The following is a 23,422-nucleotide window of genomic DNA, read 5'->3' as shown; positions in this document are numbered from 1 at the left end:
CAACCAGCTACGTGCGGCACATCCGCACATCGGCGCGGCGACCCGCTCGGCGGCAGGCCGGGCGCAGGCTCCGGGCCCGGGCGGGCAGGGGCGTGCGTGCTACCATTGTTCGATCTTCAATCCCGTCCTTCGATGTTCCAGCAATGAATTCCGAGACCCCTGCGGCCGGGCCGCAACAGGCACAGCCGCCCGCGACGTTGACGATTGCTTCGCGCGAAAGCCGCCTGGCGATGTGGCAAGCCGAACATGTGCGTGATGCGCTGCGCAAATTATATCCAGCTTGTGACGTGAAAATCCTCGGGATGACGACGCGCGGCGACCAGATTCTCGATCGCACGCTGTCGAAGGTCGGCGGCAAGGGCCTGTTCGTGAAGGAACTGGAGGCCGCGTTGGCCGACGGCCGCGCCGATCTCGCCGTGCATTCGCTGAAGGACGTGCCGATGGCGCTGCCCGACGGGTTCTCGCTCGCCGCGATCATGGAGCGCGAGGACCCGCGCGACGCATTCGTGTCGAACGACTACGCGTCGCTCGACGCGCTGCCGGCCGGCGCCGTGGTCGGCACGTCGAGCCTGCGCCGCGAAGCGATGCTGCGCTCGCGCTACCCGCACCTGGACGTGCTGCCGCTGCGCGGCAACCTCGACACGCGCCTGTCGAAACTCGATCGCGGCGACTACGCGGCGATCATCCTCGCGGCCGCCGGCCTGAAACGCCTCGGCCTGGAAGCGCGCATTCGCACGCTGATCGACGTCGAAGCGAGCCCGCCCGCGGCGGGCCAGGGTGCGCTCGGCATCGAGATCGCCTCGCATCGCCACGACGTCGCCGCATGGCTCGCGCCGCTGCACGACCCGCAGACCGCGCTCGCGGTCGAGGCCGAGCGGATGGTGTCGCGCGCGCTCGGCGGCAGCTGCGAGGTGCCGCTCGCCGCGCACGCGGTGTGGCGCGCGGGCGAACTGTACCTGACGGGCCGCGTATCGACGACCGACGGCAAGCGCGTGCTGACGGCCGAGGAGTGCGGGGCCGTGATGACCGTCGCCGATGCGCTCGCGCTCGGCCGCGCGGTATCCGACGAACTCGAGGCGCAAGGTGCGCTCGACATCGTCCGGGCGCTGCTCGCGGGCTCGCAGGCGGCCGGCAAGGGCGACGCCTGATGGCGGGCGGCGCGCGCGCGTTCACCGCTGTCCTGACGCGCCCGGACGGCCAGTCCGGCGCGCTTGCGTCGCAACTGGCCGAGGCCGGCTGCGACGTGCTCGAATTTCCGTTGATCGACATTGCGCCGGTCGACGATCCGGCGCCGCTCGACGCGGCATTCGTGGCGCTCGCCGACTACGCGCTGGTGATTTTCGTATCGCCGAACGCGATCGACCGCGCGCTCGCGCAGTACGGCGCGATCTGGCCGAACGCGCTGCCGGTCGGCGTGGTCGGGCCCGGCAGCGTCGCGGCGCTCGAGCGCCATGGCATCGCGGCGCCCGCGCATCGCGTGATCGCGCCGCAGGCGCCGGCCGACGGTGGTGTACCCCATTACGATTCGGAAAGCCTGTTCGCGTGCATCGAGGCCGCGTTCGGCGGCGCGCAGGCGCTGGCGGGCAAGCGCGTGCTGATCGTGCGTGGCGACGGCGGGCGCGAATGGCTCGCCGAACGATTGCGCGAGGCCGGTGCGGACGTCACGCTCGTCGCCGCGTACCGGCGCGTCGTGCCCGAGCCGCGCGTCGGCGCGTGGGAGCGCGTGCATGCGCTGCTCCACGGCGAACCGCATGCGTGGCTCGTCACGAGCTCGGAAGGCGTGCGCAACCTGCACGAACTCGCGCGGGCGCATCTGAACGATGCCGAGATCGACGCGCTGAAGCACGCGCCGCTCGTGACGCCGCATCCGCGGATCGAGCAGACCGCGCGTTCATTGGGTTTTGATAGGATTACGCTGACCGGCGCGGGCGATGAGCGCATCGTCCGCGCGTTTCGAACGATGGCCGACGAGGCCGTCCAACCGGCGACAGCCGCACCGGTGACTAAACGCATGACAGATACCAACGATTCCAAAAGCGTCGCTTCCCAGCCGGCCGCTGCATCCGCACCGCCGTCCCGTCCTGCCTACATGGGCGCCGAACCGCCCGCGCGCCGCGGCGGCAGCGCGGTGCTGTGGTTCGTCGTCGTCGTGCTCGGCTGCGCGGCGGGCGTCGGCGGCTACGCGCTGAACCGCAAGATCGACCGGCTCGATGGCACGTTCGTCACGCGCCAGAAGGCGCTCGACGCGCAGACGGCCGAGACGCGCATGAAGACCGAGCAGGCGCTCGCGAGCACGCACCAGGTCGACACGCAGCTTGCGCAGCTCGACGGCAAGCTCGCCGACGCGCAGAGCGCACAGCAGGCGCTGCAGCAGCAATACCAGGACCTGTCGCGCAACCGCGATGCGTGGATGCTCGAGGAAATCGACCAGATGCTGTCGAGCGCGAGCCAGCAGCTTCAGTTGACCGGCAACACGCAGCTCGCGCTGATCGCGCTGCAGAACGCCGACGCGCGCCTCGCAACGTCGCAGAGCGCGCAGGCCGTCACGGTCCGCAAGGCGCTCGCGCTGGACATCGAGAAGCTGAAGGCCGCACCGGCCGCCGACCTCACGGGCCTGGCGATCAAGCTCGACGATGCGATCGCGAAGATCGACGCGCTGCCGCTGTCCGGCGAGGCGATCGTCCCGCACGAGGCGCCGAAGGCCGCGCCGGCCGACGCCGCGTCGTCGGCCGTGGCCGGCGAGCCGCGCTGGAAGGTGTGGTGGCACGACTTCTCGGCCGGCCTCGGCCAGCAGTTGAAGGGGCTCGTGCAGGTGCGCCGCATCGACAACGCGGACGCGATGCTCGCGTCGCCCGACCAGGGCTACTTCGTGCGCGAGAACGTGAAGCTGCGCCTGTTGACCGCCCGCCTGTCGCTGCTCGCGCGCAACGACAGCGCGATGAAGGCCGACCTGCACGCCGCACAGGCGTCGCTCGGGAAGTATTTCGACCAGGCATCGAAGGACACGCAGACCGTCGAGGATCTGCTCAAGCAGGTTGACGGCGCATCGCTGACGGTTGCGGTGCCGAACCTGAACACGAGCCTGAACGCCGTTCAGCAGTTCAAGAGCCGGGGGTAACGATGACGCTTCGAGGAATCGTCTGGCTCGCGGTCCTGTTCGCGATCGCCGCTGCGCTTGCCACCGTCGGCCGCTTCGATGCGGGGCAGGTGCTGCTCGTCTATCCGCCGTACCGGATCGACGTGTCGCTGAACCTGTTCGTGATCGCCATCGTCGTGCTGTTCATCGTCGTGTATGCGCTGCTGCGCATCGTGCGCAACATCTGGCGCATGCCGCAGCGGGTCGCCGCGTATCGGGCGCGTTCGCGCAACGAGAAGGCACAGGCATCGCTGCGCGACGCGATCGCGAACCTGTACGCGGGCCGCTTCTCGCGCGCGGAGAAGGCCGCGCGTGAAGCACTGTCGGTCGATGCGAACCTGGGCGCCGCGAGTCTCGTCGCGGCCACTGCCGCGCACCGGATGCACGAGTACACGCGCCGCGACGACTGGCTGTCGAAGGTCGACGCGCCGGAATGGCAGGACGCGCGGCTGCTCGCCGCGGCCGACATGCGCGCGGATGCGCGTGATGCCGACGGCGCGCTGGCCGCGCTGGCCGACCTGCAGGCGGGCGGCAAGCGCATCCATGCACAGCAGGTCGCGCTGCGCGCGCAGCAGCAGTTGAAGAACTGGGCCGAGGTGCTGAAGCTTGCGAAGGCGCTCGAGAAGCGCGAGGCGCTGCATCCAGCTGCGGCCGTGCGGCTGCGCCAGCAGGCCGCGGAAAACCTGCTGCGCGAACGCCGGCACGACCCGGACGCGCTGCTCGAGGTGTGGCAGTCGCTGTCGCCGGTCGAGCGCCAGTCGCCACGTCTCGCCGATCTCGCCGCCGATCTGCTCGTCCCGCTCGAGCGCCGCAACGAAGCGCGCCGCATCGTCGAGGACGCGCTCGCGCACAACTGGGATGCGCGCCTGCTGCGCCGTTATCCGGACACGGCCGGTGCCGATGCGCTGCCGCTGATCCAGAAGGCGGAAGGGTGGAAGAAGGATCATCCGGAGGATGCCGACCTGCTGTTCGCGCTCGGTCGCCTGTGCCAGCAGCAGCAGCTGTGGGGCAAGGCGCAGTCGTTCCTCGAATCGGCACTGAAGCTGGCCGACAACGAGGCGCTGAAGGTGCGTGCGCATCGCGCGCTCGCGCGCCTGTTCGAGCATCTCGGCGAAACCGACAAGGCGGCGAAGCATTACCGCGAAAGCGCGCTGGCGATTACGGTGGTCTGACGCGCTTCGAGCACCTCGGCGAAACCGACAAGGCTGCGAAGCACTACCGCGAAAGCGCGCTGGTGATCACCGTGGTCTGACGCGGCGCTGCCGTAAAAGCCCCGAACGCCGATCGGCCTTCGGGGCTTTTTGCGTCCGTCGCGAGGCAGCGGCAGCGCGCGATGCAGTCATCTGGCCGGCGAAGCATCCGGCCGGTACGGGTTTTGCCTGTCCGGAATCGAAAACGCCCCAGCGGCCGGGCAATGCCGGACGTCGGGGCGCTGCGTGGGGCCGGCGATCGACCGGCGTGTTCGGTTGTTCGCGGGGGCAAATGCGCAGTTACGCGCCGCGCATCACTTGTCGACCAGCCGCTTCGGCACCGACAGCGCCAGCAGCCCGCCGAGCACGAGGAACCCGGCGAGCATGTACATGCCCGAATCGTTGGCGCCCGTTGCCTGCTTGAGCCAGCCCATCATGTACGGGCTCAGGAAGCCGGCGAGGTTGCCGATCGAGTTGATCATCGCGATGCCGGCCGCGGCCGCGGTGCCGCCGAGGAACGCGGTCGGCAGGCTCCAGAACAGCGGCAGCGTCGTCAGGATGCCGATCGTCGCGAGCGTGAGGCCAAGCATCGCGAGCGCGGTCTGGTGCGCCCAGATCACCGACAGCACGAGCCCGAGCGCGCCGATCGCGGCCGGAATCGCGACGTGCCAGCGGCGCTCGCGGTGCCGGTCCGCGCTGCGTGCGATCAGGATCATCGCGACCACGGCGGCCGCATACGGAATCGCCGACAGCAGGCCGATCATGAACGTGTCGGTCACGCCGGTGGCCTTGATGATGGTGGGCAGCCAGAAGCCGACGCCGTAGAGCCCCATCACGAACGAGAAGTAGATCAGCGCCATCAGCCACACGCGCGGGCTCGACATCACGGCGCCGAGCGGCGGGTCTTCCTTGGTGGCTTCTTCAGCATCGACGTTGCGCGTGAGCAGCGCCTTTTCGTCGTCGGTCAGCCAGTTCGCTTTCTCGATCCGCTCGTCCAGCTTGAGGAACACGACCACGCCGACCAGCACCGACGGGATACCCTCGAGCAGGAACAGCCATTGCCAGCCGTGCCATCCGCTGATGCCGTCGAACGCCTTCAGGATGAAGCCCGAGAGCGGCCCGCCGATCACGCCGGACAGCGCGACGGCCGTCATGAAGAACGTCGTCATCCGGCCGCGCCGGTGCGCGGGATACCAGTAGGTGAGGTAGAGGATCACGCCGGGGAAGAAGCCCGCCTCGGCGACGCCGAGCAGGAAGCGCATCACGTAGAACATCGCGGGCGTCGTGACGAACATCGTCAGGATCGAGATCACGCCCCACGTCGCCATGATCCGCGCGATCCACACGCGTGCGCCGACTCTGTGCAGGATGATGTTGCTCGGCACTTCGAAGAGGAAATAGCCGAAGAAGAAGATCCCGGCGCCGAGCCCGTAGACGGTGTCGCTGAGGTTCAGGTCGGTCGCCATCTGCAGCTTCGCGAACCCGACGTTCACGCGGTCGAGATACGCGACCACGTAGCACAGCAGCAGGAGCGGCACGAGCCGCCACGACACCTTGCGATAGGTTGCTTCCTCGAATGCGCCGGACGAGCCCGGCAGCGACTGCGTCGATGTTGCCATGTTGTCTCCTGTCGATCAAAGTTAGCGCTTTAGCGGTTACTTGGATCCCATGCACCGCTGTCCTTGTAGTTGGCCGGGGCCGGCGTATCGATGCCAGGCCCGGTTTCGTGCGAAGCAATGCTTGGGTGTCGGCCGATGGGTGTATTCCGGCGCGACAGGAGCGGCTAGATGCAGCGTCCGCCGTCGACTTCGAGACAAACGCCCGTGATGAATTCAGCTTCGTCGGAGGCAAGGTAAAGCGCCGCGTTCGCGATGTCCTGCGGCGTCGAGAAGCGGCCGAGCGGGATCGTCGCGAGGAACCGGCTGCGGTTCTCGGGGGTGTCCTCGCAGCCCATGAATTCGGTCATCAACGCCGTTTCGCCGAGCACGGGGTTGATGCAGTTCACGCGGATGCGGTCGGCGCCGAGTTCGGCCGCGAGCGACTTGCTTGCGGTGATCATCGCGCCCTTCGTGCTGTTGTACCAGACGAGGCCGGGGCGCGGGCGCACGCCGGCCGTCGACGCGACGTTCACGAACACGCCGCCGCCCTGTTCGCGGAAGTACGGCACGAAGGTCTGCACGCACCAGAACAGGCTTTTCATGTTGACCGCGTACACGCGGTCGAATTCGGCTTCCGTTACATCGAGCACCGGCTTGTTGCGGTGCGTGGTGCCTGCGTTGTTCACGACGATCTGCACCGCATGGAAATCGTCGAGCGCGGCTTGCAGCAGCGCGTGCCAGTCGTCCTGCCTCGACACGTCGCCGGCCACCGCGATGGCCTTGCCGCCCGCGAGCGCGATTTCGCTCGCGACGCGCTCGGCGGCCGCGCCGTTCAGGTCGTTGACGACGACGTTCGCGCCTTCGCGCGCATAGGTCTTCGCGATGCCTTCGCCGAATCCCGAGCCGCCGCCCGTGACGATTGCCGTCTTGCCGCTCAACCGCATGGTGTGTCTCCTGTGCTGGATATGAGTGTCGTCGTGCTTCGGCACGCGGCCGGGCGCTGCCGGCCGCGTGCCAAGTGCTGTTTGCGGCGCGGTCAGCCGTGCCGGATCGCGATCGTTTTCAGTGCGGTGAAGCCGTACAGTGCCTCGAAGCCTTTCTCGCGGCCATGCCCCGAGTGGCCGACGCCGCCGAACGGCAGCTCGACGCCGCCGCCCGCGCCGTAGTTGTTGATGAACACCTGGCCCGCCCGCAGGCGCCGTGCGAGACGCATCTGGCGCGCGCCGTCGCGCGTCCATATGCCCGCGACGAGGCCGTACGGCGTGCCGTTCGCCAGCGCGACGGCTTCGTCTTCGTCGACGAAACGCATCGCGGCGAGCACGGGGCCGAACACCTCCTCCTGCGCGAGCCGGTGCGACGGCGGCACGTCGCGCAACAGCGCGGGCGCCTGGTAGAAGCCGCTTTCGGGCGCGTCGGCGACGACTTGCCCGTGCGCGGCCATCGGAATGCCGTCGTGCTGTGCATCGGACAGGAAATCCCACACGCGCTGCTGCTGCTTGGCGTTGATCAGCGGGCCGCAGTCGAGGTCGGCGCGGCTCGGGCCGACGCGCAGCCCGTTGAACGCGGTGGCGAGGCGCTCGACGAGCGGCTCGTACACCGCGCGCTCGATCAGCACGCGGCTGCCGGCCGAGCAGGTCTGCCCGCCGTTCTGCACGATCGCGGACACGAGCACGGGCAGCGCCGCTTCGAGATCGGCGTCGGCGAACACGATCTGCGGCGACTTGCCGCCGAGTTCGAGCGTGACGGGTACGTGGTTCTCGGCCGCCATCTGCGTGACCAGCTTGCCGGTGGCCGGCGAACCCGTGAACGAGATGTGGTCGATGCCGGGATGGCGCGCGAGTGCGGCGCCGGCTTCATGGCCGTAGCCGGTGACGATGTTGAGCGCACCGGCCGGCAGCCCGGCCTCGACGGCCAGCTCGGCGACGCGCAGCAACGACAGGCACGCATCCTCGGCCGGCTTGACGACACAGGCATTGCCGGCCGCGAGCGCGGCGCCGACGCTGCGCCCGAAGATCTGCATCGGGTAGTTCCACGGCACGATGTGGCCCGTGACACCGTGCGGCTCGCGCACCGTCAGCACCGTGTAGCCGGCTTGATAGGGGAGGGTTTCACCGTGCAGCTTGTCGGCGGCGCCTGCATAGAACTCGAAGTAGCGCGCGAGCGCGGCTGCGTCGGCGCGTGCCTGTTTCAGCGGCTTGCCGGTGTCGCGCGCTTCGATCGCGGCGAGTTCCTCGATCGAGGCGGCGACACGCGCCGACAGCCGCATCAGTACGCGGCCGCGCTCGGCGGCGCTGGCGGCGCCCCACGGGCCCGCGAATGCGTCGCGGGCCGCGGCGACCGCGCGCTCGATGTCGGGCGCCGTGCCGCGGGCGATCGACGCGAATGGCTGGCCGTCGGAGGGATCGACGACCGCGATGGTTTCCAGTTGCGCGGGCAACGTCCATTCGCCCGCGATGAAGTGCTTCGCCTCTTCCATGCCTCCTCCTGTCGACCCGAGTTGGCGCTTCGGCGCTTACTCGGGTCCCATGCTTCGCGGTCGATCCGAGTTAGCGCTTCAGCGCCCACCCAGGCCCCATGCTTCGCGGTCGACCCGAGTTGGCGCTTCAGCGCTCACCCAGGCCCCATGTTTCGCGGTCGGCCGGCGGCAGCGCCTCAGCCGCCGACGCCGATTCCATGTAACGCCGCCGGTGGTTCGACGGCCGGGCATCCGGAACGATTATCGGCCGATCGTCATCCGGACGCCACCGGTCGATTGGCTATAATGGCGCATTCCCTTGCGGGACGCCTGCGGCGATGCATCGGCCGCGGCGCCCTGTCCCGAATTCCCATCGACCTACAGAGAGTGCTCATGAGCTTCAATCATGTTCCGGCCGGCAAGGACCTGCCGCAAGATTTCAACGTGATCATCGAGATTCCCGCGCAAAGCGATCCGGTGAAGTACGAGGCGGACAAGGAACTGGGCCTTCTCGTCGTCGACCGCTTCATCGGCACGGGCATGCGCTATCCAGTGAACTACGGCTACATCCCGCAGACGCTGTCGGGCGACGGCGATCCGGTCGACGTGCTCGTGATCACGCCGTTCCCGCTGCTGGCCGGCTCGATCGTGCGCTCGCGCGTGCTCGGCATGCTGCAGATGACCGACGAGTCGGGCGTCGACGCGAAGCTGGTCGCCGTGCCGCACGACAAGATCTGCCCGATGACGGCAAACCTGAAGTCGATCGACGACGTGCCCGAGTACCTGAAGGACCAGATCAAGCACTTCTTCGAGCAATACAAGGCGCTCGAGAAGGGCAAGTGGGTGAAGGTCGAAGGCTGGGCCGGCATCGAAGCCGCGCACAAGGAAATCACCGACGGCGCAGCGAACTACAAGAAGTAAGCGGCGTACCGGCCGACGGCCGGTTCGTGCGAAACGCAAACCGCGCGTGTCTCCTCAGGAGGCCGCGCGGTTTTGTTTTGTGCGTTCGGGTCGTTTGCGCACGGAGACGGGTACGGCCGCAGGCGACGTGGCGGTGGACGGCGCGTCCTTCGTGCGCTTCGCGCGGGGAGGGGCAACGGGAGCCGCGGGCGCTTCGGCGGCTTGGGTAGCAGGCGGGCGGCGGCGGGCCGGTGCGGGCGCGGTGTTTTCGCGTCCGTTCGTAACGGGTTTGCCGCTGGCTGTCTGCGTTTTTATTTTCGACGAAGAAGGCGCGGCCGGTTTGTCCTTTTTTACCGGGGTGTCGCACGATGAAGTCTTTCTTGCGACCGCATCGCTGTCGGGCTTCTTGCGTTTCGCGACCGGTGTGGCCTTTGTCGCCTTGGGAGGCTTGGCGGCTTTTGCAGGCTTGTCGACCTTTTCGGCTTTCCCGGCCTTCTTCGGGTTTTTGCCCGTCTCGATCGTCTTCTCCGCACTATCGACGTTCTTCGCCTTCTTCCGCCCGCGCGCACCGGCCTTCGACCCGGCCGCGTCACCGCTCGTATCGACGGCCACCATGGCCGGCAGTACCGACTCCAGTGTCCGCAGCCCGGCCGCCAGTTCCCGCTTCTGCACCGCCGTGAGCCGTTTCACCCAGTATTCGGCGCGGGACGCGCTCGACCGGTCGGGCAGCGGAAACGACGCGAGCACCGCGCGCGGCTTGCGCGAGCGCGTATAGCGCGCGCCCTTGCCCGATGCGTGCTCGTCGAAGCGCGCGGCAACGTCGGTCGTGATGCCCGTATAGACGCTGTCGTCGGAGCATTCGATTAGATACAGAAACCAGGACATGGCAGGGCGGCGGGATGCGAAGCCGCCAGTGTCTCAGAAAAAGCGCCCGTCAACGCCACCGATCACCGTGCCCGTCGCGGAAGCGGCTCGGCGCCGCGCCGAGTTCGCGCGTGAAGAAGCGTGTGAATGCGCTCGTCGAACGGAAGCCGACCCGCGCGCCGATCTCGCCGATCGGCAGTTGCGTATTCAGCAGCAGGTCGCGCGCTTCACCGAGCCGCGCCTGCGCGACGAGCGCGTGAAACCCGACCGCTTCGCGATGCAGCCGCCGGCGCAGTGTCCAGCGCGACATCGCAAAGCGCGCGCAGACGTGCTCCATCAATGTGTCGGCCGGCACGTCGGCGTCGTCGGACGTGCGCAGCCAGTCGCGCACGCATTGCTCGACCGACGAGCCGAACGTCGAGCGGGCGCGCACGCGCTCGCGCGCGGCGTCGGCCGCATGGCGCTGGATGTCCGCGAGCGGCGCGTTGTAGCGCTCGAACGGTGTGTCGAAGCGCGCTGAGCGCAGCACGACGCGGTTGCATGCGGCATCGAACGACACCGCCGCGCCGAGGAGGTCGCGCAACGCGGCCGTCGGCGCGAACGCGCGGCCCGCGAACGCGGCTTCGTCGATCCGCACGTGCGGATCGTACAGGCGCGCGAGCGCGACGAGGATCGCGAAATTCGCGAACGCGCTGCTGGCGGGCCGGCCGTCACCCTCGTTCACGTACTCGAGTGCGATCGCGTCGCCCGTTTCATGCGCGAAAAGCCAGTCGACGTTGCCGATCAGCTCGCGGTAGCGCAGGTAGCCGTGCAGCGCGTCGCGCAGCGTCGCGGCGTTGCAGGTGATGCCCGCGAGCTCGGGGAACGGTGCGAGCCACGGCACGACCTGCGGCGGCGGCCGATGCCAGGACAACGGCCAATCGCTCATCAGCCGCATCGCGGCGACGTGCCGATCGCCGGGGATGCGCCGCGCGTCGTCGGCGAGATCGGCCGCGCCGATGCCGAGCGTCGCATACAGCGGCGCGACGTCGAAGCCGTTGCGGCGCATGTCGTCGAGCGCCTGTCGGTAGACCCGGACGGATACCGATTTCTGTCGTAACTCCATGTCTCTCTCCATGACCTTCGGGTTGCCCCCGCTGCGAGAGGTCAGGTACTGCTCCTGCCGGTCAAGCATGGTGACCGGTCGATTTTTTAAACCGGGACGCTGGAGTGTGGTGACAAGTACAACAGATCGATTCAGGCGGATCAATGAAAACTTCGCTGTTCCGGCGTTCGACGATTGCGTCGCGTGGGTGATCGAGGCGCTGCCGATGACGGTGACGCTCGCCGCGCACCGAGCCGAAGGAGCCGTGTGGCATGCAGCGAAGCCGGCCGTGGCTTCGTCGCATGCCGGGACCCTTGACGAAGTTACTCGCTGCCGCGCCGGAACGGATCGTGTTCGCGCAGTTCGTCGACGTACGCGTGGATATGCTCGGTCTCGCGTTCGAGAAAGCGTGCGACTGCGTCCGAGAACGCCGGGTGCGCGAGCCAGTGCGCGGAGTGCGTGACGGTCGGCAGGAAGCCGCGCGCGAGCTTGTGTTCGCCCTGTGCGCCGCCTTCGAACGTATCGAGCCCGGCCTCGATGCAGAATTCGAGCAACTGGTAGTAGGCCGTTTCGAAATGCAGGCAGGGCACGTGTTCGAGCGCGCCCCAATAGCGGCCATACAGCGTGCCGCCGCCCTTTTCGCCGCGCCGGTAGACGGCGAGCGCACTCGCGATCGGCTGCCCGCCGGCTTCCGCGATCACGAGCAGCAGGTTCTCGGGCATCGTCGCGCCGATCGTGCGGAAGAAGTCGAGATTCAGGTACGGGCTCGAATAGTGTTCGCGATAGGTCTGCCGGTAGCAGCGCGAGAAGAAGCGCCAGTCGGCGTCGGTGATCTGGTCGCCGGTGAGCCGCCGGAACGTCACGCCCGCGTCGTGCACCTTGCGCCGCTCGGCACGGATGTTCTTGCGCTTCTTCTGCTCGAGCGTGCCGAGGAAATCGTCGAAGTGGCGGTAGCCGTCGTTGATCCAGTGGAACTGCACGCCTTCGCGCAGCATCATCCCCATCGATTCGAGGAGCGCCGCTTCGTCGCCGGTCGGGAACAGCACGTGCAGCGACGACACGTCGCTCTGCTCGGCGAACGCGAGCAGCGTGGCCGCGAGCCGGCGGCGCGCGTCATCGTCGGCCGCGAGCAGGCGCGTGCCCTGCACGGGCGTGAACGGCACCGCGCACAGCAGCTTCGGGTAGTAGGGCAGGTCGTTGCGCTGGTACGCGTCGGCCCACGCCCAGTCGAACACGTATTCGCCGTACGAATGCTGCTTCGCGTAGACCGGCGCGGCGGCCGCGAGGCGGCCGGTGCGCTCGTCGGTCAGCGTGACGAAGTGCGGCGACCAGCCTGTATCGTCGACCGCGCAGCGCGCGACGTGCAGCGCGTCGAGGAATTCGTGGCGCAGGAAGGGCGTCGGCTGCGCGTCGCGGGCGAGCAGCGCGTTCCATTCTTCGGCCGGCACCTCCGCGGGGGACGACAGGATGCCCGTGCGATAATCGATGCGTTCGTGTTTCAAGCGTGAATCCGTACCGTTCTGTGTCGCCGGATGCGCGGGCCTGCGCGGCCCGCACCGGGACGATTTCGTCAGCCGTTCAGGGCGCGCCGCCGGGCTGCGCCGATCCCGCCATGAAGACCCGACTCGCTCTCGCCCAAATCAACGTCACCGTCGGCGACTTCGCCGGCAACGTCGCGCGGATCGTCGCGGCCGCACGCGCCGCGCACAACGATGGTGCGCAGCTGATGGTCGCGCCGGAACTCGCGCTGTCCGGCTATCCACCGGAAGACCTGCTGCTGCGGCCCGCGTTCTACGCGGCGGCGGCCTCGGCACTCGACGCGCTCGCCGACGCATTGAAAGCGTTCGACGGGCTCGCGGTGCTGGTCGGCCATCCGTTGCGAGGCATGGGCGAAGGCGCGCACGCGCCAGCCGTCGATGGTAATGCAAACCGACCGATCGAGCGCGGCGTGCCGCCCACCGATACCTACAACGCGGTATCGCTGATCGTCGGCGGCGAGATCCTCTGCACCTATCGCAAGCAGGATTTGCCCAACGCCGAGGTGTTCGACGAGAAGCGCTATTTCGCGACGGACGCCGAGCCGCTCGTGTTCGAGCTGAACGGCGTGAAATACGGCGTGATCATCTGCGAGGATGCGTGGCACGCATCGGCCGCGCAGATTGCCAAGGCGGCCGGCGCGCAGGTGCTGCTGATCCCGAACGGCTCGCCGTACCACATGAACAAGGAAGCGGTGCGCATCGACATCCTGCGCGCGCGGATTCGCGAAACCGGGTTGCCGATGGTGTACGTGAACCTCGTCGGCGGCCAGGACGAGCTCGTGTTCGACGGCGGCTCGTTCGTGCTCGACGCGCAGGGCGCGCTCGTCGCGAAGATGCCGCAGTTCGACGAAGGGCACGCAATCGTCGAATTCGACGGCGCGCGGCCGCTGCCGGGCCCGATCGCGCCCGAGCTGTCGACGGACGCGCAGGTGTACCGCGCGCTCGTGACGGGCGTGCGCGACTACATCGGCAAGAACGGGTTTCCGGGCGTGCTGATCGGGCTGTCGGGCGGCGTCGATTCGGCGCTGGTGTTGGCCGTCGCATGCGATGCGCTCGGGCCGGAGCGCGTGCGCGCAGTGATGATGCCGTCGCGCTTCACGGCTGACATCTCGACCACCGACGCGGCGGAAATGGCGCGGCGGGTCGGCGTGCGCTACGACGAGATCGCGATCGCGCCGATGTTCGATGCGTTCCGCGCATCGCTCGCGGGCGAGTTCGCGGGCCGGGCGGAAGACGCGACCGAGGAGAACATCCAGGCGCGCATTCGCGGCACGCTGCTGATGGCGCTGTCGAACAAGTTCGGCTCGATCGTGCTGACGACGGGCAACAAGAGCGAGATGGCGGTCGGCTACTGCACGCTGTACGGCGACATGGCCGGCGGGTTCGCGGTGATCAAGGACATCGCGAAGACGCTCGTGTACCGGCTGTGCCGCTATCGTAACGAAACGGCCGACTACCCGCTGCGCGACGTGATTCCCGAGCGGATTCTCACCCGCGCGCCGTCGGCCGAACTGCGCGAGAACCAGACCGACCAGGACAGCCTGCCGCCGTACGACGTGCTCGACGCGATCATGCGGATGTACATGGAAGAGGACCGGCCGCTCGCCGAGATCGTCGCGGCCGGTTATGCGCAGGCCGACGTTGAACGCGTGACGCGGCTCATCAAGATCAACGAATACAAGCGCCGCCAGGCGCCGATCGGCATTCGCGTCACGCATCGCGCGTTCGGGCGCGACTGGCGCTATCCGATCACGTCACGTTTCACCGAACGTCTCGATTGAGCGGTGCTGGGCCGCATGCGGCCCGCAGGCTTACAATCGGGGTCGCGATTTTTCATCCAAACGAGCATTGGGGGACAACCACCATGAAACGCATCACTGCCATCATCAAGCCGTTCAAGCTGGACGAAGTCCGCGAAGCGCTCGCCGAAGTGGGTCTCACGGGCCTGACCGTGACGGAAGTGAAGGGCTTCGGCCGCCAGAAGGGCCATACCGAGCTGTATCGCGGCGCCGAATACGTCGTCGACTTCCTGCCGAAGATGAAGATCGAGGTGGTCGTTGCGGAAGCGCAGGTCGACCAGGTGATCGATGCGGTGATCGGCGCGGCGCGCACCGGCAAGATCGGCGACGGCAAGATCTTCGTGTCGGACGTCGAGCGCGTGATCCGCATCCGCACCGGCGAAGAGAACGAAGCGGCCGTCTGAGCGCCGCGTCCGCGCCATTCGATCACTTCCCGGCCGCTTCGGCCGATCGGGCCACGGGTCGCAAGAACTCGCCGCCCAAGAAAAAACGGTGCGGATACCCGGTTGGGTACCGCACCGATACGCGCCTCTCGCAGCAGCGTGGAAAGTGTTGTCGAATCGTTCTTTGACGGCGCCTGATCAGAACAGGTGCTGGATGCCGGCGTAGACGCCGGTCTGGCTGCCGCCCGGATGCGGGTTGCCGGTCGACACGGCGGTGCCTGCACCGTTCGCGTTCAGACCGAAGTTGGCCGACGAGCTGTTGCGCACCGTCGCGGCCTGCAGGTCGAACAGCGTGCGCTTCGAGATGTTGTACGAACCGCCGATCGTGTAGATGTTCGCGTTGCCGCCGCCGTGGTTCGCGTTCACGTGATACACGGCCGCGATCAGCGCCGCTGCCGGCGTTGCCTGCCACGTCACGCCGCCCCACACTTGTTGGGTACCGGTCACGCCGGCGTTCACTGCCGGACCGCCGCTGCCGTCGGCGCGCGATGCCTGGTAGGCCGCCTGAACCTTGAACTGGCCGAGGAACACGTTCACGCCCGCGAAGTATTCACGCGAGTAGTTGAACACGTCCGAGAAGCGACCGTTGCTGTCGCGCGTTTCGTCGTAGATGCCGCGCAACTGGAACAGCGAGTTCGTGTAGGTGACCTGACCGCCCATTGCACGGCCCGGTTGGCCGGCCGTCGTGTTGCCGTTGAAGCTGGTCGAGTTCGAGAACGAGAACTGGCCGTAGAAGTCGAGGCCGTAGAGCGACGGCGACTGGTACGACACGTTGTTGCTGGTCTTGTTCCAGTTGCGGCCGCGCACCAGCGATGCCGTCGACCAGGCCGACTGGCCGAACGGGTCGAAGTCCCACACGCCGTTGGCGATCGCGAGCTCGCGACCCAACAGCAGCGTACCGTATTGGTCGTTCGAGATACCGACGGTCGCGAAACGATCCCAGATCGAGCCGCTGAAGCCGCCGGTCATCGTGTTGAACGCGCCTTCGAGGTGGAACAGGACCTTGTTGCCGCCGCCGATGTCCTCGCTACCCTTCAAGCCCCACAGGCTCGTGCCCCAGTCGCCGCTTTCCGCGCGCACTTGGTGGCCGTTTTGCAGGCCGTTCAGGTATTCGATGCCGGCATCCAGGCGGCCATACAGCGTGACGCTGCTCTGCGCGTGCGCCGTCACCACCCCAGCAGCCATCAGCGCGGCCGCGACCAAAGCTTTCTTCATCATCTCCTCCATACCCTGTCAAAAAGTCAACCCAGACTGCACGAGATGCCCGGAGCGCGAGCGCCGGGCAAAAGCGGGATAACCAGGGAGACCTCGTGCAGGGCCGGTAAGCGCAGCACGCGGGCAAGCGGACGGAAAACCGTTGAGCGGTCCCGCGCAGCCAGGTCGGCCTGCGGGGTCTCCTTGTAGTGTCGTGAAGCTAAACTACATTTCACGAACTTCGTTTTGCTACTTTGGTTACTAATTTAGCAAAAATACAATTTTGTGGCGATGGAAATCGTTGTTTGACTAACACGTGTCGCCAAATTGCCATGCAACACGGTGGGCAATAGGGGTGCCAAGGGTTTGCAATTAACGGAAAACCCTTGTCCTGCAAGGGAGACACGAATTTTGCAAACAGGGGTCAAGGATTGCCACTATTGACGCTGAGAGGGCGCGGGCGTAGGCGTCGGATACGAGAAATTGGTAAGTATTTCGTAATGAATGGAAGGCTGCCGGATAGGGCCGGCGGGTGCCTGAAACGCTTGTCTGGCAACGCTCGGCGCGATGTACAACCTGTGTCGGTCAGGCAGCGGCGGGCCTTGCGTCGAGCAACTGTGCGCGAATCCAGCGATGCGCATCGGTGCGTGCATGCTTCGCATGCGAGTAGACCTTCACGGTGTAGCGCGGGATCTCGAACGGCGCCGGAAAGAGGCGGATCGGCGCCGCATGCCGCAGTGCCTGCGCGGCACGGTTCGGCACCGTCATCAGCAGCGCGGATTCCGCGATCACGAACGGCGCGGCCAGCACGGTCGGCAACTGCACGGCGACCTGCCGCGCGAGGCCGAGCCGGTCGAGCACATGGTCGACGACACCGCGCGACTCGTTCCACGGCGTGACGACCACGTGGCGTGCCGCCAGGTACTGGTCGAGCGTCAGGCGCCGGCGAATCTCCGGATGCGTGGCGCTCGCGATCACGACGTAGTCGTCGGAGAACCAGTCGAAGTCCTCGATGCCCGGCGCGTCGGCCGCCGATTCCTCGTGGTAGCCGAGCGCGAAATCGATGCGGCCGGCCGCGAGTTCGTCGACGGAGATCTTCCGGTCGGAATGCACGACGCGGATCCGTAGTTGCGGCGCGACATGCTGGATGCGGGCGAGAAACGCCGGCAGCACGGCGAATGCCGTGTAGTCGGTCGCCGCGAACACGAACGTGCGGTCGCTTTGTGCGGGATCGAAGCGGCGTGCGCGGGCGAGCCCCTTCGACATCGTGTCGAGCGCGTCGCCGGCCCACGTGGCGATGTCGTCGGCGCGCACGGTCGGCTGCATCTCGTTGCCGAGGCGCACGAACAGCGCGTCGCCGATCGCGTCGCGCAGCCGCGCGAGCGCGTGGCTCAACGCGGACGGGCTCAACGCGAGCTCGTGCGCGGCCGCGGCGACGGACCGGTGGCGGTACAGCGCATCGAACACGAGGAGCAGGTTCAGGTCGAGGCGGCGCAGATCGGGATGCATCATGTTCAGGTCCGGATGAAGAAACTGCACTTCCTGCAGGGGCTGCATGAACGTAGCATGACGCTCTGATGGGTGCCAGCGCGGCTGCGCGGCGCCGTTTCCCGTTTCACACCCGGGCCGGAGGAGGGCTCAACCCGTGCAAATCGACATCCGTTCCGCCACCGTCGCCGACGTGCCGCAGATCCTGCGTTTCATTACCGAGCTGGCCATCTACGAGAAGGCGGAACACGAAGTGATCGCGACGCCCGCGTCGCTCGAGCGCAGCCTGTTCGGCGACGGATCGCCGGCGCGCGCGCTGATGTGCGAGGTCGACGGCGAGCCGGCCGGCTTCGCCGTGTATTTCTTCTCGTATTCGACGTGGCTTGCCCGGCAGGGGCTGTATCTCGAGGATCTGTACGTATCGCCGCGTTTTCGCGGCGCGGGCGCCGGGCTGCGGCTCCTGAAGGCGCTCGCGCGGATCGCGGTCGAGTCGGGCTGCGGGCGTTTCGAGTGGAGCGTGCTCGACTGGAACGAGCCGGCGATCCGCTTCTACGAGAGCGTCGGCGCGGCGCCGCAGAGCGAATGGGTGCGCTACCGGCTCGCGGGCGACGAACTGCGTGCGTTTGCCGACAGCGCGCCGGTGAGCGCCGCGTAAACGCAAAACGGGCGCCGCGCGGCGAACCGCGGGCGCCCGCTCGACCAGCGTGCGTTACTTGAGGCTGCCGGACAGGAACCCGCGCAGGCGTTCGCTCTTCGGGTGGGCGAACACCTCGGACGGCACACCTTCCTCCTCGACGCGGCCCTGGTGCAGGAACATCACGTGGTTCGACACGTTGCGCGCAAAGCCCATCTCGTGCGTGACGACGATCATCGTGCGGCCTTCCTCGGCGAGCTTCTGCATCACCTTCAGCACTTCGCCCACCAGCTCCGGGTCGAGCGCCGACGTCGGCTCGTCGAACAGCATCACGTCCGGATGCATCGCCAGCGCGCGTGCGATCGCCACGCGCTGCTGCTGGCCGCCCGACAGGTGCGACGGATACTGCTTCTCGACACGCGGCGCGAGGCCGACTTTCTCGAGATACTCGCGTGCGCGCTCCTCGGCCTCCTTCTTGGGGATGCCGAGCACGTTCACCGGCGCTTCCATCACGTTCTCGATCACGTTCATGTGCGACCAGAGGTTGAAGTGCTGGAACACCATCGACAGCTTGGTGCGCACGCGCTGCAGCTGCTTCGAATCGGCCGCGCGCAGCGCGCCCGTCTTGTCGAGCGCGGTGCGCACTTCCTCGCCGTCGACGAAGATGCGGCCCGCGTTCGGCTGCTCGAGGAAGTTGATGCAGCGGAGCATCGTGCTCTTGCCGGAGCCGGACGAGCCGATCACGCTGATCACGTCGCCCGAGTTCGCCTTCAGCGACACGCCCTTGAGCACCTCGTTGTCGCCGTACCGCTTGTGCAGATCGTCGACGAAAAGCTTCTGAGTCTGGGAATTCATCAATAGTCCTGCGAAAACTTACTTGCCTTGCGGGCGCAGATACGCGAGCCAGCGGCGCTCGGCCTGGCGGAACAGCCAGACGAGCGTGAACGAGATCACGAGATAGAGCAGGGCGGCGATGCCGAACGCATGGAACGACATGTAGGTCGCCGAGTTGACGTCACGGGCGATCTTCAGGATGTCCGGCACCGTCGCGGTGAAGGCGACGGTGGTCGCGTGCAGCATCAGGATCACTTCGTTGCTGTACAGCGGCAGCGCGCGGCGCAGCGCCGACGGCAGGATCACGCGGCGATACATCGTGAACGTCGACATCCCGTACGCCCGCGCGGCTTCGATCTCGCCGTACGACGTCGCCTTGATCGCGCCCGCGAAGATCTCGGTGGTGTACGCGCAGGTATTCAGCGTGAACGCGAGCAGCGTGCAGTGCATCCCGTCGCGAAAGAACGCGTCGAGCATCGGCGTGCCGCGCACGGCCTGCAGGCTGTAGAGGCCCGTGTAGCAGAGCAGCAGCTGCACGTAGAGCGGCGTGCCGCGGAACACGTACGTGTAGAGCCACACGGCGCTCGACAGCCACTTCTTCTTCGATACGCGTGCGACCGCGAGCGGTATCGACAGGCAGAAGCCGAGGCCGATCGACACGACCAGCAGCCACAACGTGATCGCGACACCGGTGATGCGATAGCCGTCGGTGTAGAGATAGTTGCGCCAGTATTCTTGGATGAGTTCGATCATAGGTCAGCCTTGCGGACGCCGGTCGAGTAGCGCTTTTCGAGCCACATCAGCACGAAGTTCGAGATCGTCGTGATCGCGAGGTAGACGGCACCCGCGATCAGCGTGAAGAAGAAGAACCGCAGCGTGCCCTTGCCGGCATCCTGCGACGCCTTCACGACGTCGGCGAGGCCGATGATCGACACGAGCGCGGTCGACTTCACGAGCACCTGCCAGTTGTTGCCGATGCCCGGCAGCGCGAAGCGCATCATCTGCGGGAACATGATCCGCGTGAACACCTGCCAGTTCGTCATCCCGTACGCGCTGCCGGCCTCGAGCTGGCCGCGCGGGACCGACAGGAACGCGCCGCGGAACGTCTCGGTGAAGTACGCGCCGTAGATGAAGCCGAGCACGAGCACGCCGGCGAGGAACGGGTCGATGTCGATCTGGTCCCAGCCGAGCGCGTCGGTCGCCATGTTCAGCCAGATCTGCAGGCTGTAGAACAGCAGCAGCATCAGCACGAGGTCGGGCACGCCGCGGATCAGCGTCGTGTAGACGGTGCCGACGCCGTTCGTGAAGCGGTTGCGCGACAGTTTCGCGCCCGCGCCGAGCAGGCCCAGCAGGAACGACAGCGCAAGCGAAAGCACCGCCAGTTTGACGGTTTGCCAGGTGCCAGCGAGGATCAGCGGGCCGTAACCTTGTAGAAACATTGAGTGGTCCCTGGTGTGGTCCCTTAGGGCGCACGCGGTGCGCCGCGAAAGACGCGTTCCGCCCAAGCTGCGCGGAACGCCCCGTGCGTATCATGACCGTCCGCCCCGGCATCGGTGCCGGGCCTGCCTGTCGCGCGAACGACGGGCAAGGGGGCGGGCGGCGCGTGGTTGACTGCCTGTACTGCCCGGATACGAGGCCGCCCCCGCATCCGTCGTCTCTTCTTTTCGTTGCTCAGCGGGCCGAAGCCGAATAGACGCTGAACGCGAAATACTTGTGCGACAGCCGGTCGTACGTGCCGTCCTTGTGCATGTCGGCCAGCGCCTTGTTGATCTTGAGCTTCAGGTCCGTATCTTCCTTGCGCAGGCCGATCGCGGTGCCGTCGCCGATCGTCTTCGGATCCTTCACTTCCGGCCCGGCAAACGCGAAACCCTTGCCGCGCGGCGTGCGCAGGAAGCCGTAGTCGGCCTGCAGCTCGTCCTGCAGCGTCGCGTCGAGACGGCCCGAGCCGAGATCGGCATAGACCTGGTCCTGGTTCTGGTAAGGAATGATCGTCACGCCCTGCGGTTCCCAGTACGCCTTCGCGTAGGTTTCCTGCGTCGAGCCCTGCTCGACGCCCACGCGCTTGCCCTTCAGCGACACGATCGTCGGCAGCAGCGGCGAGCCGGTCTTCGCGATCATCCGCGCCGGCGCGTCATATACCTTGTCGGAGAAGTCGATCTGTTCGCGGCGCTTGTCCGTGACGGTCAGCGACGACACGATGACGTCGTACTTCTTCGCCTTCAGCGCCGGGATGATCCCGTCGAGATCCTGCGCCACCCACACGCATTTCACGTTGATTCGCTTGCAGATTTCCTTGGTGAGATCGACGTCGAAACCGACGATCTCGCCGCTCGGCGCGGTCGACTCGAACGGCGGGTAGCTGGCGTCGACGCCGATCCGCACGGTCTTCCACTCCTTCGCGAAGGCGCTGCCCGCCATGAGGGCGAGGGCGGCGCACAGGGCGGCCTTCTTCATTTCCATCCTTCTGTTGCTGACTTTCCGGGAGCGCTCGCGGCCGGTCGGAACGGGCGCCGCGGCGTATTCTAGACGGCCAAAAATCGCCGAACGGCGCTCTGGCAATGGCGGCCGCCGGAACGGCGAACGCCAAAAGGCCGGTATTTTACCCGAACGCGATACCCGGAAACCGGCAATCCGGGCCGACCGATCGATTCTTCGACGCATTGATCCCGCTGTTGCGATAATCGTCGTATTCGCAATGACCATTGCGTCGATTGCATCCGCAGGTGCAACGATGCGGTGCGCAGGCGGCGGATTGTGGCGCGATTGGCACACTCATACAGTGATGGCATGGCAGAACCACGCATCTCACGGAGTGTCCGTCCCATGTTCCAGATCCGCCGCGCCGCCGATCGCGACCAGCGCAGCCATGGCTGGCACGAATTCCTTCACAGCTTTCCTTGGGCGTCCGGCCGGAGCGGACCGCCGGCGTTCGGCGCGTTGCGCGAACTGAATGAGGAATGCATCGCGCCGACCCGCGGCTACGGGATGCGGCCGTACCGCGACGCGGAAATCGTCACCTACGTGCTCGACGGCGCGCTCGCGCATCGCGACAGCCTCGGCAACGGGGCGATCGTCCGTGCGGGCGGCGTGCAGCGCATGAGCGCCGGCACCGGCGTGATGCTGAGCGAAACCAACGCGTCGCGTGACGAGCCGCTGCGCCTGCTGCGGATCTGGCTCGCGCCGGCCGGGGCAGGCGGCCGGCCCGGCTACGTGCAGACGCGCTTTGCCGATGACGAGAAACGCGGCCGGCTGCGGATAGTGGCGGCGCCGGACGGTGGCGACGGTGCGCTGCCGATCGGTGCGGACGCCCGCATCTTCGCGGGGCTGATCGACGGCGACGAGGCGGCGGCGTTCGACGTGCCGGCCGGGCGTCGCGCGTACGTGCACGTGGTACGCGGCGACCTCGAGGTGAACGGCTGTGCGCTGGCCGCGGGCGACGGCGTGCGGATCGGCGGCGTGGACGCGGTGGCGTTCGCGCGCGGCCAGGCGGCCGAGGTGCTGCTGTTCGACGTCGCCTGACTGCAAAAAGGGGACGCGGGCCGGTGCCCGCGTCCCCTTCGATGCCGCTCCGCGGAGCGGCCCGCCGGCTTACTGCGCCGGCGCCGACGCGGCCTTGGCCGCGCGATGCTGCTCCCAGCGCTCCTTCATCTTCTCGTGGCGCTGTTCCATCTTCGCGAACTGCTGCTTGAGCGCCGTGCTGACCATCGTCTTCTGCTGGTCGTTCAGCCCGTTGTAGAACGTGAGCCACGCGGCGGACGTCTGCTCGCGCAGTTGCGCGTTCTGCGCCTCGGCCTGCTGGCGTGCCGAGTGCATTGCGCTCAGGTCGAGGATCGGCTGGTTCTGCTGCGCCTTGAACTGGTCGCGCATCTGCTCGTGGCTCTTGCGCATCGCGTCACGGTTCTGCTTCATCGTGTTGACGGCCGCCTGCCATTGCTGTTCCTGCGACGCGTTGAGCTTCAGCTGGTCGTGCAGTTTCATGATCGCGCCGAACGGGCCGCCTTCGTGCCCGCCGTGCATCTGGTGGGCGCCAGGGCCGCCCGGAGGCGGCATGTCGTCGGGCTGCGCGGCATGCGCGGTGCCGAATGCGAGAGCGAGCAGGGTGGCGGCCGCGATGGCCACGCGGGAAGTCTTCTTATACATTTCAGAAACTCCTTGTATCCAAAGGGTCCGGCGATGCGGTACCGGGAAAACCGGGTGCCGCATCCGGTAAGACGCAGGTTAGCGATGCAGGCTGCGGCCGGTGTTACGTGGGGCGGTGGCCGGGT

The 23,422-nt window shown here is 67.2% G+C and carries 21 protein-coding genes; 8 read left to right on the top strand and 13 right to left on the bottom strand.

The window, feature by feature from the left end:
• The first annotated feature begins 143 nt into the window (after nucleotides 1–143).
• From hemC to CFB50_RS13435, 3 genes are read left to right on the top strand one after another with little or no spacing between them, the layout of a single operon-like run.
• The gene (gene hemC / locus CFB50_RS13445; RefSeq protein ID WP_069248593.1) at nucleotides 144–1,148 is read left to right on the top strand and encodes a hydroxymethylbilane synthase; all 1,005 of its coding nucleotides are present in this window, start codon (nucleotides 144–146) and stop codon (nucleotides 1,146–1,148) included.
• Nucleotides 1,148–3,118, top strand: a complete 1,971-nt coding sequence (hemDX, locus tag CFB50_RS13440) for a fused uroporphyrinogen-III synthase HemD/membrane protein HemX (RefSeq protein ID WP_089446203.1) — start codon at nucleotides 1,148–1,150, stop codon at nucleotides 3,116–3,118. Before hemC ends, hemDX begins: the two co-directional genes overlap by 1 nt.
• 2 nt (nucleotides 3,119–3,120) lie before the next feature.
• Nucleotides 3,121–4,308, top strand: coding sequence for a heme biosynthesis protein HemY (locus tag CFB50_RS13435; RefSeq protein WP_069248591.1), 1,188 nt, complete (start codon nucleotides 3,121–3,123; stop codon nucleotides 4,306–4,308).
• A gap of 332 nt (nucleotides 4,309–4,640) precedes the next feature.
• Here CFB50_RS13435 and CFB50_RS13430 read toward each other — a convergent pair whose 3' ends face one another.
• The 3 genes from CFB50_RS13430 to CFB50_RS13420 form a co-directional block, all read right to left on the bottom strand.
• Nucleotides 4,641–5,945 (bottom strand): MFS transporter, encoded by a 1,305-nt coding sequence (locus CFB50_RS13430; RefSeq protein ID WP_089446202.1) that lies wholly within the window; start codon nucleotides 5,943–5,945, stop codon nucleotides 4,641–4,643.
• A gap of 164 nt (nucleotides 5,946–6,109) precedes the next feature.
• Nucleotides 6,110–6,868 (bottom strand): SDR family oxidoreductase, encoded by a 759-nt coding sequence (locus tag CFB50_RS13425; RefSeq protein WP_069248588.1) that lies wholly within the window; start codon nucleotides 6,866–6,868, stop codon nucleotides 6,110–6,112.
• A 92-nt stretch (nucleotides 6,869–6,960) separates the two neighbouring features.
• Nucleotides 6,961–8,400: an aldehyde dehydrogenase family protein gene (locus CFB50_RS13420; protein ID WP_069248587.1), complete on the bottom strand. Its 1,440-nt coding sequence runs from the start codon at nucleotides 8,398–8,400 to the stop codon at nucleotides 6,961–6,963.
• A gap of 372 nt (nucleotides 8,401–8,772) precedes the next feature.
• Between CFB50_RS13420 and ppa the strand changes: the two genes are divergently transcribed.
• Entirely contained in the window at nucleotides 8,773–9,300 is a 528-nt protein-coding gene (ppa, locus tag CFB50_RS13415) for an inorganic diphosphatase (RefSeq protein ID WP_034178734.1), read from the top strand.
• Nucleotides 9,301–9,354: 54 nt separating this feature from the next.
• Here ppa and CFB50_RS13410 read toward each other — a convergent pair whose 3' ends face one another.
• The 3 genes from CFB50_RS13410 to CFB50_RS13400 all read right to left on the bottom strand — a co-directional run bounded on the left by CFB50_RS13410 (nucleotide 9,355) and on the right by CFB50_RS13400 (nucleotide 12,729).
• Nucleotides 9,355–10,164, bottom strand: coding sequence for a GIY-YIG nuclease family protein (locus CFB50_RS13410; protein WP_089446201.1), 810 nt, complete (start codon nucleotides 10,162–10,164; stop codon nucleotides 9,355–9,357).
• Between the two features lie 49 nt (nucleotides 10,165–10,213).
• Nucleotides 10,214–11,248 (bottom strand): AraC family transcriptional regulator, encoded by a 1,035-nt coding sequence (locus CFB50_RS13405; protein ID WP_089446200.1) that lies wholly within the window; start codon nucleotides 11,246–11,248, stop codon nucleotides 10,214–10,216.
• A gap of 302 nt (nucleotides 11,249–11,550) precedes the next feature.
• On the bottom strand, nucleotides 11,551–12,729 hold the full coding sequence (locus CFB50_RS13400) for a GNAT family N-acetyltransferase (protein ID WP_089446199.1): 1,179 nt from the start codon (nucleotides 12,727–12,729) through the stop codon (nucleotides 11,551–11,553).
• A 110-nt stretch (nucleotides 12,730–12,839) separates the two neighbouring features.
• Between CFB50_RS13400 and CFB50_RS13395 the strand changes: the two genes are divergently transcribed.
• Nucleotides 12,840–14,546: an NAD+ synthase gene (locus tag CFB50_RS13395; RefSeq protein WP_089446198.1), complete on the top strand. Its 1,707-nt coding sequence runs from the start codon at nucleotides 12,840–12,842 to the stop codon at nucleotides 14,544–14,546.
• Nucleotides 14,547–14,629: 83 nt separating this feature from the next.
• Nucleotides 14,630–14,968, top strand: coding sequence for a P-II family nitrogen regulator (locus CFB50_RS13390; protein ID WP_006398637.1), 339 nt, complete (start codon nucleotides 14,630–14,632; stop codon nucleotides 14,966–14,968).
• A gap of 177 nt (nucleotides 14,969–15,145) precedes the next feature.
• Here the strand turns inward: CFB50_RS13390 and CFB50_RS13385 are convergent, their stop codons facing one another.
• Nucleotides 15,146–16,225, bottom strand: coding sequence for a porin (locus CFB50_RS13385; protein WP_069249348.1), 1,080 nt, complete (start codon nucleotides 16,223–16,225; stop codon nucleotides 15,146–15,148).
• 561 nt (nucleotides 16,226–16,786) lie between these two features.
• The gene (locus CFB50_RS13380) at nucleotides 16,787–17,758 is read right to left on the bottom strand and encodes a LysR family transcriptional regulator (RefSeq protein ID WP_231937721.1); all 972 of its coding nucleotides are present in this window, start codon (nucleotides 17,756–17,758) and stop codon (nucleotides 16,787–16,789) included.
• Nucleotides 17,759–17,846: 88 nt separating this feature from the next.
• On the opposite strand from CFB50_RS13380, the gene CFB50_RS13375 reads away from it, so the two are divergent.
• Nucleotides 17,847–18,344, top strand: coding sequence for a GNAT family N-acetyltransferase (locus CFB50_RS13375; RefSeq protein WP_089446197.1), 498 nt, complete (start codon nucleotides 17,847–17,849; stop codon nucleotides 18,342–18,344).
• Nucleotides 18,345–18,398: 54 nt separating this feature from the next.
• Here CFB50_RS13375 and CFB50_RS13370 read toward each other — a convergent pair whose 3' ends face one another.
• The 4 genes from CFB50_RS13370 to CFB50_RS13355 form a co-directional block, all read right to left on the bottom strand.
• On the bottom strand, nucleotides 18,399–19,178 hold the full coding sequence (locus CFB50_RS13370; RefSeq protein ID WP_089446196.1) for an ABC transporter ATP-binding protein: 780 nt from the start codon (nucleotides 19,176–19,178) through the stop codon (nucleotides 18,399–18,401).
• 18 nt (nucleotides 19,179–19,196) lie between these two features.
• Entirely contained in the window at nucleotides 19,197–19,910 is a 714-nt protein-coding gene (locus tag CFB50_RS13365) for an ABC transporter permease (RefSeq protein WP_059233487.1), read from the bottom strand.
• Nucleotides 19,907–20,596 (bottom strand): ABC transporter permease, encoded by a 690-nt coding sequence (locus CFB50_RS13360; RefSeq protein ID WP_021158491.1) that lies wholly within the window; start codon nucleotides 20,594–20,596, stop codon nucleotides 19,907–19,909. The genes CFB50_RS13365 and CFB50_RS13360 overlap by 4 nt, the downstream gene beginning before the upstream one ends.
• A gap of 232 nt (nucleotides 20,597–20,828) precedes the next feature.
• Nucleotides 20,829–21,611 (bottom strand): ABC transporter substrate-binding protein, encoded by a 783-nt coding sequence (locus CFB50_RS13355; RefSeq protein WP_144020652.1) that lies wholly within the window; start codon nucleotides 21,609–21,611, stop codon nucleotides 20,829–20,831.
• A 369-nt stretch (nucleotides 21,612–21,980) separates the two neighbouring features.
• Here CFB50_RS13355 and CFB50_RS13350 point away from each other — a divergent pair, with 369 nt between their 5' ends.
• Nucleotides 21,981–22,676, top strand: coding sequence for a pirin family protein (locus CFB50_RS13350; RefSeq protein WP_089446194.1), 696 nt, complete (start codon nucleotides 21,981–21,983; stop codon nucleotides 22,674–22,676).
• Nucleotides 22,677–22,745: 69 nt separating this feature from the next.
• Here CFB50_RS13350 and CFB50_RS13345 read toward each other — a convergent pair whose 3' ends face one another.
• Nucleotides 22,746–23,297 (bottom strand): periplasmic heavy metal sensor, encoded by a 552-nt coding sequence (locus CFB50_RS13345; protein ID WP_089446193.1) that lies wholly within the window; start codon nucleotides 23,295–23,297, stop codon nucleotides 22,746–22,748.
• Between the last annotated feature and the right edge of the window lie 125 nt (nucleotides 23,298–23,422).

Origin of the sequence: Burkholderia sp. AU33423 (assembly GCF_002223135.1) — a bacterium.
Classification (GTDB): domain Bacteria; phylum Pseudomonadota; class Gammaproteobacteria; order Burkholderiales; family Burkholderiaceae; genus Burkholderia; species Burkholderia lata_D.
Note: the sequence above shows the minus strand (reverse complement) of the source record. Positions and strands in the feature narration are given on the sequence as shown.

Coding starts and splice junctions, on each gene's coding strand:
- hemC (WP_069248593.1), top strand. CDS start 144: ATGAATTCCGAGACCCCTGCGGCCGGGCCGCAACAGGCACAGCCGCCC.
- hemDX (WP_089446203.1), top strand. CDS start 1,148: ATGGCGGGCGGCGCGCGCGCGTTCACCGCTGTCCTGACGCGCCCGGAC.
- CFB50_RS13435 (WP_069248591.1), top strand. CDS start 3,121: ATGACGCTTCGAGGAATCGTCTGGCTCGCGGTCCTGTTCGCGATCGCC.
- CFB50_RS13430 (WP_089446202.1), bottom strand. CDS start 5,945: ATGGCAACATCGACGCAGTCGCTGCCGGGCTCGTCCGGCGCATTCGAG.
- CFB50_RS13425 (WP_069248588.1), bottom strand. CDS start 6,868: ATGCGGTTGAGCGGCAAGACGGCAATCGTCACGGGCGGCGGCTCGGGA.
- CFB50_RS13420 (WP_069248587.1), bottom strand. CDS start 8,400: ATGGAAGAGGCGAAGCACTTCATCGCGGGCGAATGGACGTTGCCCGCG.
- ppa (WP_034178734.1), top strand. CDS start 8,773: ATGAGCTTCAATCATGTTCCGGCCGGCAAGGACCTGCCGCAAGATTTC.
- CFB50_RS13410 (WP_089446201.1), bottom strand. CDS start 10,164: ATGTCCTGGTTTCTGTATCTAATCGAATGCTCCGACGACAGCGTCTAT.
- CFB50_RS13405 (WP_089446200.1), bottom strand. CDS start 11,248: ATGGAGTTACGACAGAAATCGGTATCCGTCCGGGTCTACCGACAGGCG.
- CFB50_RS13395 (WP_089446198.1), top strand. CDS start 12,840: ATGAAGACCCGACTCGCTCTCGCCCAAATCAACGTCACCGTCGGCGAC.
- CFB50_RS13390 (WP_006398637.1), top strand. CDS start 14,630: ATGAAACGCATCACTGCCATCATCAAGCCGTTCAAGCTGGACGAAGTC.
- CFB50_RS13385 (WP_069249348.1), bottom strand. CDS start 16,225: ATGATGAAGAAAGCTTTGGTCGCGGCCGCGCTGATGGCTGCTGGGGTG.
- CFB50_RS13380 (WP_231937721.1), bottom strand. CDS start 17,758: ATGCAGCCCCTGCAGGAAGTGCAGTTTCTTCATCCGGACCTGAACATG.
- CFB50_RS13370 (WP_089446196.1), bottom strand. CDS start 19,178: ATGAATTCCCAGACTCAGAAGCTTTTCGTCGACGATCTGCACAAGCGG.
- CFB50_RS13365 (WP_059233487.1), bottom strand. CDS start 19,910: ATGATCGAACTCATCCAAGAATACTGGCGCAACTATCTCTACACCGAC.
- CFB50_RS13360 (WP_021158491.1), bottom strand. CDS start 20,596: ATGTTTCTACAAGGTTACGGCCCGCTGATCCTCGCTGGCACCTGGCAA.
- CFB50_RS13355 (WP_144020652.1), bottom strand. CDS start 21,611: ATGAAGAAGGCCGCCCTGTGCGCCGCCCTCGCCCTCATGGCGGGCAGC.
- CFB50_RS13350 (WP_089446194.1), top strand. CDS start 21,981: ATGTTCCAGATCCGCCGCGCCGCCGATCGCGACCAGCGCAGCCATGGC.
- CFB50_RS13345 (WP_089446193.1), bottom strand. CDS start 23,297: ATGTATAAGAAGACTTCCCGCGTGGCCATCGCGGCCGCCACCCTGCTC.